The sequence below is a fragment of the Sedimentibacter sp. B4 genome (genome assembly GCF_000309315.1).
GTDB lineage: Bacteria > Bacillota > Clostridia > Tissierellales > Sedimentibacteraceae > Sedimentibacter > Sedimentibacter saalensis.
Genome location: NZ_CANG01000955.1, coordinates 216,924 through 232,946, shown reverse-complemented (window position 1 = coordinate 232,946; position 16,023 = coordinate 216,924). Strand labels below are relative to the sequence as shown.

Sequence of the window (16,023 nt, the reverse complement as noted above, 5' to 3'; positions counted from 1 at the left end):
TGTTTTTGTTCCTCCATAATATTCTCTTATCAAAAATCTAAATAGTTTTATCAAAAAGCACATCGAAGAAATAAAATGTGCTTTTTTTAATTCTACAATTTTACTTATTGTTTATCTCTCATCACGTATTTCTTTTTTGATATGAAGTGAATCAAGGGAAAGTTTAGTTGAAACGTTTTCTCAACAGGGGTATAATGTTTTTAAGGTCATTAGTATTATAAGACATAAGATTTATTTATTAAAAACCGATAAATAGGAATTTGAAGGGAGAATGGATGAATGTTATTAGATGATATCAAACAAAGATTGAAATTGGATCATTTAGAAGTTAAAGATAATAAGTATGAAGATATATTAGATTTATACAAAGGTAATGAAGAGTTTGCAAAACTATCTAATAATTATCCTATTACTATTGAAAGTGTAAAAAGAGATGTTGAAGATATACCACCTTTTATAGATAGTACTCGTAAGCATTTTATAAGTATATATAATATTCAAAATGAGTTGGTTGCAGTATTAGATATCATCGATGGATATAGTTTTCAAGATGCGAATAATAAAAATGCTATTTGGATTGGATTATTAGAAATTGATATAAATAGGCATAATATAGGGTTAGGAAGTTTAATTATTAATGATTTATTTGATGTTTGTAAAAATAATAGCAAAACAATAGTTCAATTAGGTGTAATAAAAGAAAATATTAATGCTTTAGATTTTTGGAATAAAATTGGATTTGAAATTTTTAGAGAAGGAAGTAATGGTGAGTTTGATTTATTTCTAATGGAGAAATCCATTAGATAAATTCCAATTTGCATATTTGATTTGATGTAGCATGCTTATATTTAGTTATGTCGTATCTTTCGAATTTTGTGTCACATCGGTAAAATAGAACAAATAAGAATTATAATATTTAAAATAGGGGATAAAATGGACGAACGTTTTACATTTAATGAAGATGTTAGGAATTATGATAAATGGCGGCCAACATATTGTAAAGAACTATTCTATGATATTATTCAATTTTCTAAACTTAATAAAAATAAAAAAGCGATTGAAGTTGGAATTGGTACTGGCCAAGCAACTATACCTTTTCTAATAACAGGATGCGATGTAACAGCCATTGAACTTGGAAACGAACTTGCAGAATACTCGAAAGAAAAATTTAAAGAATATGAAAATTTTAGTGTATATAATACTTCATTCGAGGATTTTGAATGTGATGATAGCAGTTTTGATATTCTTTACTCTGCAACTGCATTTCATTGGATTCCTGAAGATATAGGTTATCCAAAGGCATTAAATCTATTGAAAAATTGTGGAACGATAGCATTGTTTTGGAATAAACCATTTATAAATCGAGAAGATGATTTATTACATCAAAAAATTCAAAGCATATACCAAAAATATAGACCCTCAAATGATAAACTTCTTGAAAATGATTCAGCAAGATATAACAAAATATCAAAAACTATTCGATCATATGGGTTTAGAGACTTACAAGTAAAGTTATATCACCAAACAAGGGTATTTAATTCTTCAGGTTATATTTCGCTATTAAATACATATTCAGACCATAGAAGTATGACAGAATCTACAAAACAATTATTATACAATGAAATTGAAAATGCTATTTTAGAACATGGTGATGTTATAAATGTTTATGACACAATAGATTTATACTTGGCGAGGAAATAATATTTTTTCATGACCATTTTTTATGGATATTTGTTTACAGTTTTCAAATATGACGTTTGTATTAGTAATATGCTAAATGGCCAGATGCTCCAAGGGGTACGCTTCAATAGGTTAGAAATCTAAATAAAAAAATACGGAACGAAATATTAAAAACATATCAAAACTAATGAGCATACTACAATTGTAATAAATTACGTAACATCAGTTGAAAGAGGGGGAACATTTTGTATGATTAGAGAATTTAAAAAAGAAGATGCAATTGAGGTATCTTCCTTAATCGCCAGAACATTGAGAGAAACGAATATCAGAGATTATTCTGAGGAGTATATTGAAAATGACGTAAAAACTTTAACTCCAGAATATTTAATAGAACGTTCTAAATGGACACATAGTTATGTTGTATGCGATAAAGATAAAATAATCGGATTGTTCGATAGGATCATATTGGGGAAAAGAAGATGAAAGTAGTCTATTTAGAATATTTGTTTTGTCAGAGTATCAGGGACAAGGTATTGGAAGAAAAATAATTAAAGCATTAGAAAATGATGATTATTATATGAGAGCAAAAAGAATTGAAATTCCTGCTTCTATCACAGCATGTCAATTCTATCGAAAAACGGGATATGATTATAAAGGTGGCATTAATGCTATTGACGAGGAACAATTATATCGATTAGAAAAGTTTAGATAAGTATAAATTCTAACTGCAGTTGAGTTATTTCGCAGTTGTATTTACTACATGATTTAAGGAGTTAACATGAATAATCGTGATAATATTTATAATGAGTTGATAGAAATTACTAAAAAGTACAGTATTGATTTTGACAGTCAAGTTATTCATAAGGGACGTGGTATAGACTGCGGTGAACTTTGTGTTGAGTATAATGATGAAGAAGGATATATTCTTTTTGCATATGATAGGAATTTAAAAACTTACTATTACTCTACTAAAGACATTGAAGAATTTAAATATATTGTTTTTACGCATCTTTGTGAACATAACGGATTTAAATATGAATTATCATATAGAAGAAAACATAAATGTTTACCGCATGATGATAATAATTTAGATTCGGACACAAGAAAAATTGCTTTTGAATATACATTATATCAATTAAATAAAATCAATCCTTCATGGATGGAAAAAACTATTCCACATTATGAAGAACTGTTAAACAAATGGCGGACAAATAAAAATGTATTTTTTGATAGATGCAATATGATTTTTGATATTAAATAGTATACATTTTCCATATTATGCGTAACGATTGTAAAAATGGGTGAATTAAATATATAATAAAGGAGTTGCGAGTGATGGACTGGAATATTGATGGATTGTTGTATGTGCCAATTTATTTTTAATATAGTATTTGAAATTACTAAATTTATAGCAGTTTTACTATTTATAAAAGTATGTATAAATTATTTGAATAAGAATGAATGAAAACAAAAAATAATAGAACGACATATTCTTCAAATATTACACCGCATAAGTAATATTATGCGAAATGAAAAAATTTATATTTTAGGAGATGAAGTATTGTGAAAAAAATTAAAAATTCACTTATTATAATTAGTTTGTTATTAATAATATTAGTTTTAGTTTCTTGCCAAAATAGGATGATACAAGAGCCGGCTATTAAAATATCATATAATTCTAAAGAATTAAAGCCAATTTACTATGGAGATAGAAATAATAAAGATGAAGAGGATATTGAAGAGGCAATAAAAAATGTTATGGTTGGGAAAAGATTTATTGATTTGCCTACAATTGATTTTGGAGAAACAATTGAAATTGAAGCATTAAATTTTGAAACAAATGAATTTGAAATATATGACTATATTGTGGATGAAAATGGTAATATTGTTTCTGATTATAATATAGATCCATTTATAATAACTTCAGTAGATGACGGAAAAGCAGAATTCATATTAGAGGATAGTGAAGATTTAGAAAGCTATCGTGATTATTTGGTAGAAGGAAAATCTATACATTGTTTATTATTTAGAAGCAAGATAAATAATTCCTCTTTTGCATTCGCAATGCTTGCATTAAGTAATGGTAGATAATTTACAGCGGATTAAAATATGTATCATTCAAAGAGAAGAATTAAGATAGATGATTATGAAAAACTGAAAGCGGTTCTAACTATTAATCACATGTAGTAATTTTAATTTATGTTGAAAATTATGCGGAGGAAGAAAAGTAAATGAGTAATGATACAATAAATAAGAGTTGTTGTGAAAACACATATGCAGAATCCACTGTGGAGGATTTGTGTCCAGTTTGTGGGAAGAAAGGTATTATGGTTGAAAATTTTACAGTAAAGCATATTGTATATGATGATTTAAGGGAAAAAATTGGAGAAGATGATTACTTTTTATGTATGAGTGAGGAATGTGATATTACATATTACAATCCTAAAACAGAAGTTCAATTTAATAAGCAGCAGTTAAGTGTTCCTATATGGTTTAAGAAAGATGCACATCCCAAATATGCTTGTTATTGCAGTAAAGTTACAGAAGAACGAGTAATAAATGCAGTTTTAAAAGAAGGTGCATCTACTATGCAGGAGGTTTTAAACATAACAGGAGCAATGAAAAATGCAAATTGTAGAAAAAATAATCCATTAGGTAAGTGCTGCCACAAAGTAATACAAGTTGCAATCGATAAAGGTCTATCGATGAAATAATTATGAATTAGATATTTCAGCACTACATTAAAGTTTAATAAACTATACCAAGGAGGAATTGAAATGAGAATACCTATATATCAAATTGATGCGTTTACCAATGTACAGTTTAAAGGAAATCCTGCAGCCGTTTGTCCATTAAAAGAATGGATTAGTAATGATTTGATGCAGAAAATTGCAGCGGAAAACAACTTATCCGAGACAGCCTTTTTTGTAAAGGTTGAGAATGATTATGAGTTGAGATGGTTCACTCCAAAAGGAGAAATAGATCTTTGTGGTCATGCTACACTTGCGACTGCTTATGTTATATTTACATACATAGATAACAGTATTACAAATATAAAATTTCATACTATGAGTGGTATATTGGAAGTATCCAGGGAAGGCAATCTTATGTCTATGATTTTTCCTTCGAGAGAAGGAGAAAAATGTGCGACTCCTGAAGCACTTGTTAAAGGTTTGGGCAAGATGCCAATTGAAGTTTACAAATCAAGAGACTATATGGCAGTTTTTGAAAATGAACAGGATATACTAAATCTTGAACTTAATATGGACGAATTAAAAAAACTGGATGTATTAGGTGTGATTGCAACTGCAAAAGGTAATGAAGTGGATTTTGTATCGAGATTTTTCGCTCCAAATGCCGGAGTGGATGAAGATCCAGTTACTGGTTCTGCACATTGTACATTAGTCCCTTATTGGAAAAGGAAATTAAACAAAAATGAGTTTGTTGCATTACAGTTATCAGAAAGAGGCGGTAAACTCTACTGTTCTGATTTAGGTGATATGGTAAAAATGTCTGGTGAAGCGGCAGCATACTTAGAAGGGTTTATCAATGTATAATAGTTTTAATAACGTATATTATTTATGATAGATTAAACTGAAATAAATACATTGATTTTTAAAGGCAAACTTATAATAAGGAGATTGTAAAAATGCAGTATATAGTTTCATGTTATGATGGCACTGATGAAAAAGCAATAGATAGAAGATTAGCGGTAAGAGATGAACATTTATGTTGCTGATCCTGCTATGACCTATGATACATATACTTATGATGTAGAGGAGGTCAATAGATATTTTAAAAATAAAGTTCTAGATTCGAGTAGGCTTTTCTTTGCAATATGCCATAATGACAAGACAGTTGGAGAAATCCAAATAAAGCAAATAGACATGGAAAAATTAGGTGGCACTTTAAGTGTTCATTTAGTTAATGATTCATTTAAAGGAAAGGGATATGGAACAGAGGCTCAGCGACTATTAATTGATTATGCAATAAATAAATTAGGCCTTAAGACTATTTATGCAGATGCTATCCATAGAAATATTAGGAGCAAACACGTCTTGGAAAAGTTGGGATTCGAATATCTTTATTATGATGATGCTTTTACCTATTATAAATTTAGTGTTAAATAATGTCATTCGCTTTTTTCGAATTATTCGATTCAGTAATAAAAGGTGCAGTAAAAATTATTTATATAACATACAGATAAATAAGAATTTGTGAGGTGCTGCGATGAATAACCCTTGGGAAAATATTGACATAGAAGACTATGAAAATCATATGAGTTTAGACAGTGTGTTTCAACTTCAGACCATGAACCAAATGATGAAAGAACAATTTTATACCTATTCCATAAAATCCATTATGATTTTGGGTATAGCGGGTGGGAATGGATTAGAACATATAAATAAGCAGTCTTTTGATAAAGTTTATGGAGTCGATATAAATGAAAACTATTTGAATACGTGCAAAAAACGATACCAAGAATTACAAGATATACTTGAGACAATATGTGTAGATTTGAATCAAGATACGAAGCAATTGCCATGTGCAGACTTGATTGTAGCAAATCTCTTAGTTGAGTATATTGGATATGAATGCTTCCAAAAAGTGGTTAAGAAAGTAAACCCAAAGTATGTGTCTTGTATTATTCAAGTCAATACAAACGATTCATTTGTATCTGATTCTCCATATCTTCATGTATTTGACCGTTTAGATGAGGTTCTCCATCATGTTGAAGAAAATGGGATAGTTGATGCTATGTGTAAAATCAATTATAAAAAGGATAAGCAGCAAGAAAGCAAATTACCAAACGGAAAGAAACTTGTGAGAATAGATTTCACTCGTTAGATTCCAGTTTGTCGCAGATGTTATAAACGAACACTATTAAATTAGTTCCAAGAAAACAATACCAAAGGGATTTGGTTTTGGCTTAGTCTTGGCTACAAAATTATCTCTGAAACAGAATTCCAGTATGATACAACAATAGTTTTACATATGAGAAAATACATATAAACTTTATATTACTTGTTGCACAATATTAAAATAATATTTCATAGATATAGAAAATTATGAAGCGGAGGAAATTATTATGGATAACCACCAAAATTACCAGGTTTCTAAAGAACTTTATAAGAAAGAGTATTTATTAAAGGATGGTCAAAAACTTATTGTGCGAATTCCAGAACCAGGCGATGCAGAAAGTTTAATAAGTCAAATGCAAACTGTTGATAGTGAAACAAAATTCTTATCAAGAGAGCCTGATGAATTTAATCTAACAGTGGAACAAGAAAGAGAATTTATTAAGAATTGCACAAACGATGAAAATGTGCGTTTTCTAATTGGAGAATTAGACGGTAAAATCATAGCAAATTGTTCAGTTGGATTAATTCAAAATAAAAGAAGATATCTTCACAGAGCAGGAATGGGTATTGCAGTGTTAAAGGATTATTGGAACAAAGGAATTGGGATAATAATGATGCAGGAATGTATTAATTGGTGCAAAGAAAAGGGTGTTGAACAACTTGAACTGGAAGTTGTTACTGAAAATAATCGTGCTATTTCAATGTATAAGAGTTTAGGTTTTGAAATCTATGGTACAAAGAAACATGCATTGAAATATGATGATGGAACTTATGCTGATGAATATATTATGACTTTGTTCTTGAACAATATAAAGCCAATGTAAATATAGTCTTTGGTTAGTTTCACTTGTTGATTAATACTTTCAAAATCTAAATTATTCATGTGTAGTGTTTATTGAAAACAATGAACTTATTATAATAGGTTCGTAGTCTTCATATTATGCGTATGTAAAAATGGGCGAATTAAAATATATAATAAAGCAGTTTCGAGTGATGGACTGGAATAATGCTGGATTAATGTATGTGTCGATTATTTTTAATATAGTATTTGAAATTACTAAATTTATAGCAGTTTTACTATTTATAAAAGTATGTATAACTTATTTGAAAAAGAATGAATGAAAACAAAAAATAATAGAACGACATATTCTTCAAATTTACACCGCATAAGTGTTATATGCTGAATTAAACATCATTTATATAATATTCAGGAGGCCTAAAAATGAGTAAACCGCACGGTATAATTGTGTTTGGGGCAAACGGAAGTGGCAAGTCTACGCTTGGACATGAACTGGCGAGCATTTTGAACTTTAAGCATATAGACATAGAAGATTATCACTTTGAAAAATCAGAAGTTCCATACACTGTAGAACGCTCATATGAAGACTGTATGAATTTAATGCTTGCTGACATCAAAAAACATCGCTCGTTTGTCATTTCAGCGGTTACTGGAGATTTTGATAACACAATTCTGCAGTTGTATGAACTCGCTGTGTATATTTCAGCACCGATTGAACTGCGTATAAAACGCATAAAGCAACGCGAGTATGAGAAATACGGAGAACGCATCCACAAAGGTGGTGATATGTATGAGCAACATTTAAGGTTTATTGATTTCGTAGCCTCGCGTCCACTATCAAAAATCGAAAAATGGGGAGAAACTCTTGTGTGTCCAGTAATCCGTATTGACGGTACAGGAGATTATCGTATGAATGCAAAGAATATAGCAGAACGCTTTTATGATAAAAATGGTTTCATCAAAACAACAATGAGTATATGATTATGATACCTATTTACCAAATGAGCATAATTCGAAATAAGGTGAATTCGCTATTTTCAAAAATTATGTAGCCTAAGTAGAAAGAGGGGAGCATATTGTATGATTAGAGAATTTAAAGAAGAAGATGCAATTGAGGTAAATCAAATTTTAGTGCAGTTACATTTGTTTTTCGATGTGAAAATCTTGATAAAACATATCATGAATTGAAAGAAAGGGTGTAATTCTTGACCCACCAATTCTGCTGTTTGGGGTGGAAAAGAACTTAATGTTAAAGACCTTGATAGCATACCATAGGAGGTAATTGCGTGAATATTGCTCCAAAATTAGAAAACGGGAATGTTACATTACGTCAACCAATAGAAATTCGCAATTGTAAATATTGTTCATTAAAGGACAGCTATAAAATGGAGGAGTTAGATGAACAAAATATTAGTGTTTATTTTTGATGGAATGACAGATTATGAAATAACATTCATTACTCACCTATTGAGTGCAGATGCTGGTAAAAAAATAATTACAATCTCATATGAAGATAAAATAATAGAAGGTCGCTCTGGTTTTTTATATAAACCATCAAAATTAATAACAGATGTGATATATGAAGATGTAGAAGGTTTGATAATTCCAGGTGGATGGTATGGAAATACTAAACCTGAATTAATAGAATTAATAAATAATTTGAATTCAAAAGAGAAATTAATAAGTGCTATTTGTGGTGCTGGAACAGTATTTTTAGCAAAGGCGGGTATTTTGAAAGATGTTAAATATACTTCACCTATTGAAGAATGGACACAAAAACATATAGAAGTATTTGGAGAAAAAGATCCTTTTCCAAGAGAAAATTATGTTTACGAAAGAGTAGTAAGAGATGGAAATATTATAACTGCTCAGGGAATAGCATTTATCGACTTTTCAATAGAAATATGTGATTGGTTTAATTTGTTTGAGAATCAAGAAGAAAGAAATAATTTCGCTAAAAATATTAAGGGATTATAAAAAGGATATATTATAGATTCGCACTCTTCAAATTATGCGTATTAGTAGAATAATACGACATATGAATGATGTAAAATAACTTAATAAATAGATATTTGGCAATTTTAAAAAATAAGTTGAAATACATTTTAAAGCATTATATGATGAATTCAGGCATCGATGTACTCTATTTAAAAAGAAGGTAAGGTATGGATATTAATATTGAAATGATACCATCATGTAAAATTGCTTATATACGAAGAACAGGCCCTTATGGTTCAGAGAATGTGCAAATAATGGAACAATTAAAAAATTGGGCTAGAGAAAATAAATTATTTAATGAAAATTCAATTATATTAGGAATAGCCCAAGATAACCCTCAATTCACAGAACCTAAAGATTGTCGTTATGATACCTGTTTAGTTGTTTCGGATGAATTTAAAGTTGACAATAACTATATTAATTTTGGAACAACTACAGGTGGAAAATATTGCGTATTTAAAATAAGTCATACAGTAGAGGCTATGCAAAAGGCATGGATAGAGATATTTTCAGAGTTATCAAAAAGAAATTATAAATTTGATGATAGAAGACCTATTCTTGAACGCTATGCAATGCAGATGATAAATAAACATTATTGTGAAATTTGCGTACCAATATTATAAAAATTTGATTAACCGATGACAAAATTGAAGAATGGCTTGATTTCAATGAGTGAGTTGGTGAAGGATGATAGAAGTTTATTAGATTTTTGGGGGGAGAATATCAGTGAGGGATAGTTTTTGTCCCCCTAAAATAATATCTTATCAATAGTTTTATCAAAAAGCACATTTAAAGGATTTCCAATGAAGTCCAGGATGTGCTTTTTTATTTGGAACCCAAATTTTAAAACCTAAAGAGAAAGTGTAATAGAGTAAAGAATAATGCCATTGAAATTAGAATGAAAAGTGAAAACCATATTAAAAATATTGAAATTGTGGACAGATTAGCCGAAAAGCAATCTGATTGTGGACAAAATAGAAAAAAGAGTGTAATATTTAATTAGGACATGCACTGGGCGAGAGACTACATAGGGTATTTTCAAAGCAACCGGACAGCTTATGAAAAATCTTACCGGAGAAACATTAAATGCGGAACACTTTTACAATATTTGAACGACAAAAATAAAGATATATAAATTTTCTTATTAGTATTCAGACTACACGAAAATCGGCATATGTTTTTGCTGTTAGCATAAGGGGGAGAGTTGTATGCAGCAACATGTATTACAAGCGTATGATTATGCAAAAGAATGGCTCGGTCAAGGTAAAGTGGCAAGTTATATTCCACAGCTTGCCTGTGCAAATTCGAATAATCTGGCCATAGCTATTACAAATTTAAATGGAGAAGTGTACGAGGCAGGAGATAGTGAGGATAACTTTACAATTCAAAGTATTTCTAAAGTTATTTTACTTGCCACTGCATTGAATGAGGCAGGCTTTGATAAGGTGTTTGAAAAGGTGGGAATGGAACCTACTGGGGACCCATTTAATTCCATTTTAAGGCTTGAAAGTATGATGAAAAAACCTCTTAATCCGATGATAAATGCAGGGGCCATTGCAATCACTACCTGTATTACAGGTCAAAACAAGAAAGAAAGATTTGAAAAGATATTTTCCACTGCAAAATTATTGTTTGATGATGAAAATTTAACATATGATAAATATGTATTTCAATCTGAAAAGCAGACAGGCAACAAAAATCGTTCGCTTGCATATATGATGAAATCCAACGGAGTGTTTGATGGAGATGTGGAAGAACACCTGGATATCTATTTTAAAACTTGCTCAATTCTTGCAAATTGCAAACAGATAAGCTTTCTTGGTGCAGTTCTTGCAAATGGAGGGATATGCCCCAAAACAAAAAGACAGCTTTTGGCGCCGTTTATAGTCAAAGTTATATGTTCACTGATGACAACATGCGGAATGTATGATGCTTCCGGCGAGTATGCCATAAGAGTGGGAATACCGTCGAAAAGTGGAGTTGGAGGCGGCATAATGGCAGCAGCTATAGGCAAAATGGGTATAGGAACTTTTTCACCAGCTCTCGACAACAAGGGAAATAGTTTTTGCGGAATAAAAGCGATGGAATATTTATCTTCAAAGCTTGGGTTAAGTATATTCTAGGAGTCATATATAGACAAATAAAAACTTAGTTATTATATAATTCAAATCCCTTAATTCAAGGGATTTTATAATTTTTTGAGTTAAAAGTTATGTTGCGAAATTTTTTGAGAAAAAAGATAATTTTATATAAAACTTGTACTTAAGATAAATACTTATTAACATAATTTACGTTAGCATTATAGTTGTAATGTTGATTATTTTCACAAAGTCTATGAAAAATATAACTATAAATTATATATTCAGGCATTATTTTAGTTATAGTACAAAAATTAATCAGGAATTTATTGACAAAATTAACATTTTATATATATAGTAAAGTGTTTGTATAATAAGTGGGTAAAAATTATTTAGCATAAATATAAAGGGGGTTAAATGTTGGCTGTAATTTTCATGCTAACCAAATCAAAGAGATCACATTTGTTCTTATAATAAATACTATTTATTAATATCAAACAATTATACAATACAGGGGGTATTTTTATAAGAAATAATTTAGATAATGAATGTTGAAAAAGATTGTTTGAACAATAACAATGTAAAGTACCTCATGTAGCCAGGATTTTAATAATGGTTATTAAGAATAGTAAAAGATTGGAAATGTATTATTAATTCTTGGAATGAAAAAGGTACTCACTAATTTTAATTAGAGTATTTAGCTGAAGTACTTATAAAATATTCAGTGACATAAGAAAACTATTAATGACATTTAAAGTATAAGAGGAGGATTTAAGGTGAAAAAAATAAGGATCAGGGGATTAAAAGGAAAACTAATATTAAACTTTTCTATTTTAATTTTAGTATCATCAATAGCATTAGGGTATATTTCTATACAAAAATCTAGTGAGGTTGTAACTCAAGAAGCAGAAGAAGCACTAGGCTTATTGACTATAGATGCTTCTAAATTAACTGAAAGCAGAATTGAAACACAATTAAAAACTTTAGAAATAATATCAAAAATACACAATATAGATACAATGAATTGGGATTTACAACAACCTATTTTACAAGAACAATTAAAGAACACAAATTTTCTTGATATGGCAGTAGTGTTACCGGATGGGACTGCATATTACACAGATGGAACGGTCAGTGAGTTAGCAGACAGGGAGTATGTGAAAAAGGCATTAAATGGCGAAAGTAATGTTTCAGACTTATTGATCAGCAAGGTAACAAATGGTATTGTTTTAATGTATGCTGTACCTATTGAAAAAGATGGCATGGTCATCGGTGCATTAATTGGACGAAGAGATGGCAATGCACTTAGTGAGATTACTGATGACACAGGTTACGGTGAAAGTGGATATGGATATATTATAAATAATGACGGAACGGTTGTCGCACATCCTGATAGAGAAAAAGTAGTGAATCAATTTAATCCAATAGAAGACGCTAAAACTGATGATAGTCTAAAGTCTCTGGCAACTTTATTTGAAAAAGTTATATCAGAAAAAACTGGTACAAGTGTCTATTCATTTCAAGGAAATGATTTGTATGCAGGATATGCACCAATTGAAGGTACGAATTGGAATTTTATTATAACGGCTAATCAGGATGAAGTGTTGTCTTCAATTCCACAATTAGAAAGCATTATAATGAACTTTATGATCATTATTCTAATCATTAGTATTATTATTGCTTTTTTAATTGGAAGTTCAATCACTAACCCAATACTTAAAGCAGTTCAATTTTCTCAGAAAATCTCAGATCTTGACATAACACAAGATGTTCATGAAAAGTACTTAAAGAAAAAAGACGAGATCGGAGATTTAGCAAAGTCAATGCAGAAAATTATTGATAATCTTAGGGAGATTATTAATGAAGTCATCAACACCTCTGAACAGGTATTGGCTGCATCTGAAGAATTAACTGCTGCTTCTCAGCAATCAGCAACTGCAGCAGGACAAATTTCACAAACTGTAGAAGAAATTTCAATGGGTGCTGCAAATCAGGCACAAAATACTGAAGAGGGTTCATCTAAGGCATACTCATTGGGACAGATTATAGAAGAAGATCAAGTTTATATGAAAAATTTAAATGTTGGTTCAAATAAGGTAACGGAAGTTGTTACTGAGGGACTAAAGGAAATTGATAACTTATATAAAATTACTGAAGAAAGTAATGTAGCCACAAATGAAATCAAGGAAGTAATCTTGAAGACTAATGAAAGTTCAAATAAAATCGGACAAGCAAGCAACATAATTTCTAGTATTGCTCAACAAACAAATCTATTAGCCTTAAATGCTACTATTGAAGCAGCAAGGGCTGGAAATGCCGGAAGAGGTTTTGCAGTAGTTGCAGAAGAAATAAAAAACCTTGCACAACAATCGGCATTATCGACGAAAGAAATAGATGAAGTAGTTAATGAACTGCAGACTAATACACATAATGCTGTGAAAACAATGGAAAGGGTAACTGCTATTTCCAAAGAACAAACAAACAGCGTAATTAGCAGCAGGGATAAGTATCAACAAATAGAAGAGGCAATGACGGAAACTGTTGAGATTGTTAATCAACTTAATGTTGCTGGAAAAGAGATGGAAGGCATGAAAAATGAAATACTTACAACAATGGAAAATCTTTCAGCAATAGCAGAAGAAAATTCCGCTGCTACGCAAGAGGCAACAGCATCAATTGAAGAACAGGCTGCTTCAGCAGAAGAAATTGCTGGAGCTAGTGAAGGACTATCAGTTCTTGCCGAAAATCTCCAAAAAATCATTACAAGGTTTAAAATATAATGTTAAATTAACAAAGCATATAAGGGAAAATAAACATGATAAAAAAGAAAGAAAAATCATATGTACCAAATAGCGAAGTATTAATTATTGTTTTAATATATAGTATACTTGGATATAGCATGATATTATTAACAAATACAATTCTTAATATACTAGTTAAAGATTATGTAGTATTTAAACAAATACAAACTTATAAGAATTTAGTCTTCGTATTATTAAATACAATAATTGTCTATATAATTATAAAGGGTCAAAAACAAATAGTTAAAACTTCAGAATTACATTCGGAATTAGAATTATCCACTAATGAACTAATTAATTACGAATCGAAATATAAACATTTAGTACTTTATGATGAACTGACTGATTTACCTAATAAGACTATGTTTAATATTCGAATTAACAAGTTGATATGTAAGAGTATGGAAAAAGAAAGGTTTGCGATCTTATATATAGACATTGATAATTTCAAGTATATTAATGATACTTTGGGTCATGCAGAAGGTGATAAATTAATAAAAGGAATTAGCGAAAGTCTTCAAGACGAAATAAAAGAACCAAACTTTATAGTAAGGATGGGTGGAGATGAATTTGTAATCGTGTTTACTGAAGTATTGACAGATGAGTTTTTATTTAGAGACATAGAGGTAATAAAAGAAAAAATAAGTAAGGTATGGCCTATTGACAATCACGCATTTAATATTTCAATAAGTGGAGGTGTTGCAATATACCCTAACAATGGTAGTGATTTGGATACGTTGTTAAAAAATGCAGACATAGCCAGAAATGCTGCTAAAAAGGAAGGTAAAAATAAGGTTATATTCTATCAGGAAAATATCCATAATTCAATTTTAAGGAAATTGGATATCTCAAATAAAATTAAGCTGGGTTTAGATAATAATGAGTTTACTCTTTATTATCAACCACAGTACAACCTTAGTACCCGTGAATTAGTTGGAATGGAGGCATTAATCAGATGGCTGAATCCAATTGAGGGATTTATTCCACCATCAGAATTTATTCCAATCGCTGAAGAGTTTGGATTAATATATAATTTAGAACAGTGGATAATCTTGACTGCATTAAAGCAAAAAAAGCAATGGGAAGAGCAGGGATATAACGATTTAGAATTGTCAATAAACCTTTCAGGCAAAACTATAGCAAGTGAAAAATACTTTACAGAACTAGAATTTTTATTAACAACATATAAGGTTGATTATTCAAAAATAATTTTAGAAATTACGGAGACAGCATATATCTCGGATATTGACGTAGTGGTAAGAAAAATAGAAAGGTTGAGAAATAAGGGATTCAAAATTGCATTAGATGATTTTGGGACAGGATATTCCTCGCTAACTTATCTAAAAAAATTGCCAATAGATTATATAAAATTAGATAAAAGTTTTATTGATTTAATTCCACAAAACAATATTGATTCTTTAATTATTGAAAAAGTAATATCCATGGCCAGCGGGCTAAAATATGGAGTTATTGCTGAAGGAATAGAAACAAATGAGCAATTAGAATATCTTCAAAAATACAATTGTGATAGTGGTCAAGGATTTTTATTGAGTAAGCCGTTATCTATAGAAGATGTTAGTGAATTGATTAAACAACATATAATAGGGATAAAAGGAAATACAAAGGGGTGTGTTGTATAGCATTGCATATTTTCAAAATATTTGTAATATCTAAGGTACACTCCGAATGTTTTACTAAATTATGGTAGGGAAATAAATGGGCTACACTTTGGCTTAACTTAATGATAAGTTTCCGAAATTTGTTTATAAAAAGATACTCAGATATTTTCGAGTATCTTTTTTACA

Annotated in this window: 15 protein-coding genes and 1 pseudogene; all 16 read left to right on the top strand. The window is 29.9% G+C overall.

Annotation, left to right across the window (positions count from 1 at the left end; translation table 11 throughout):
• The first annotated feature begins 279 nt into the window (after nt 1-279).
• The 16 genes and pseudogenes from BN358_RS19185 to BN358_RS19110 all read left to right on the top strand — a co-directional run bounded on the left by BN358_RS19185 (nt 280) and on the right by BN358_RS19110 (nt 15,858).
• Nucleotides 280-807 (top strand): N-acetyltransferase, encoded by a 528-nt coding sequence (locus BN358_RS19185; protein WP_019230152.1) that lies wholly within the window; start codon nt 280-282, stop codon nt 805-807.
• A 126-nt stretch (nt 808-933) separates the two neighbouring features.
• Nucleotides 934-1,701, top strand: a complete 768-nt coding sequence (locus BN358_RS19180) for a class I SAM-dependent methyltransferase (RefSeq protein ID WP_019230151.1) — start codon at nt 934-936, stop codon at nt 1,699-1,701.
• 228 nt (nt 1,702-1,929) lie between these two features.
• Nucleotides 1,930-2,392, top strand: a pseudogene (locus tag BN358_RS19175) (GNAT family N-acetyltransferase).
• Nucleotides 2,393-2,458: 66 nt separating this feature from the next.
• Complete coding sequence (locus BN358_RS19170) at nt 2,459-2,941, top strand: Imm63 family immunity protein (protein ID WP_019230150.1); 483 nt, start codon at nt 2,459-2,461, stop codon at nt 2,939-2,941.
• Between the two features lie 302 nt (nt 2,942-3,243).
• Complete coding sequence (locus tag BN358_RS19165) at nt 3,244-3,771, top strand: hypothetical protein (protein WP_019230149.1); 528 nt, start codon at nt 3,244-3,246, stop codon at nt 3,769-3,771.
• A gap of 140 nt (nt 3,772-3,911) precedes the next feature.
• A complete protein-coding gene (locus BN358_RS19160; protein ID WP_019230148.1) occupies nt 3,912-4,394 on the top strand; it encodes a Csac_0668 family 2Fe-2S cluster-binding (seleno)protein in 483 nt (160 codons plus the stop codon).
• 63 nt (nt 4,395-4,457) lie between these two features.
• A complete protein-coding gene (locus BN358_RS19155; protein WP_019230147.1) occupies nt 4,458-5,237 on the top strand; it encodes a PhzF family phenazine biosynthesis protein in 780 nt (259 codons plus the stop codon).
• A 162-nt stretch (nt 5,238-5,399) separates the two neighbouring features.
• Entirely contained in the window at nt 5,400-5,810 is a 411-nt protein-coding gene (locus BN358_RS19150; RefSeq protein WP_019230146.1) for a GNAT family N-acetyltransferase, read from the top strand.
• A gap of 100 nt (nt 5,811-5,910) precedes the next feature.
• Nucleotides 5,911-6,528 (top strand): class I SAM-dependent methyltransferase, encoded by a 618-nt coding sequence (locus tag BN358_RS19145; RefSeq protein WP_019230145.1) that lies wholly within the window; start codon nt 5,911-5,913, stop codon nt 6,526-6,528.
• Nucleotides 6,529-6,769: 241 nt separating this feature from the next.
• Complete coding sequence (locus tag BN358_RS19140; RefSeq protein WP_019230144.1) at nt 6,770-7,366, top strand: GNAT family N-acetyltransferase; 597 nt, start codon at nt 6,770-6,772, stop codon at nt 7,364-7,366.
• A 398-nt stretch (nt 7,367-7,764) separates the two neighbouring features.
• Nucleotides 7,765-8,322, top strand: coding sequence for an AAA family ATPase (locus BN358_RS19135; protein WP_019230143.1), 558 nt, complete (start codon nt 7,765-7,767; stop codon nt 8,320-8,322).
• A 417-nt stretch (nt 8,323-8,739) separates the two neighbouring features.
• Nucleotides 8,740-9,318 (top strand): DJ-1/PfpI family protein, encoded by a 579-nt coding sequence (locus BN358_RS19130; RefSeq protein WP_019230140.1) that lies wholly within the window; start codon nt 8,740-8,742, stop codon nt 9,316-9,318.
• A 188-nt stretch (nt 9,319-9,506) separates the two neighbouring features.
• Entirely contained in the window at nt 9,507-9,962 is a 456-nt protein-coding gene (locus BN358_RS19125) for a GyrI-like domain-containing protein (protein WP_019230139.1), read from the top strand.
• A gap of 585 nt (nt 9,963-10,547) precedes the next feature.
• Complete coding sequence (glsA, locus tag BN358_RS19120; protein ID WP_019230138.1) at nt 10,548-11,462, top strand: glutaminase A; 915 nt, start codon at nt 10,548-10,550, stop codon at nt 11,460-11,462.
• Nucleotides 11,463-12,208: 746 nt separating this feature from the next.
• On the top strand, nt 12,209-14,197 hold the full coding sequence (locus tag BN358_RS19115; RefSeq protein ID WP_040583979.1) for a methyl-accepting chemotaxis protein: 1,989 nt from the start codon (nt 12,209-12,211) through the stop codon (nt 14,195-14,197).
• Nucleotides 14,198-14,232: 35 nt separating this feature from the next.
• Complete coding sequence (locus BN358_RS19110; protein ID WP_019230136.1) at nt 14,233-15,858, top strand: bifunctional diguanylate cyclase/phosphodiesterase; 1,626 nt, start codon at nt 14,233-14,235, stop codon at nt 15,856-15,858.
• The last annotated feature ends 165 nt before the right edge of the window (nt 15,859-16,023 follow it).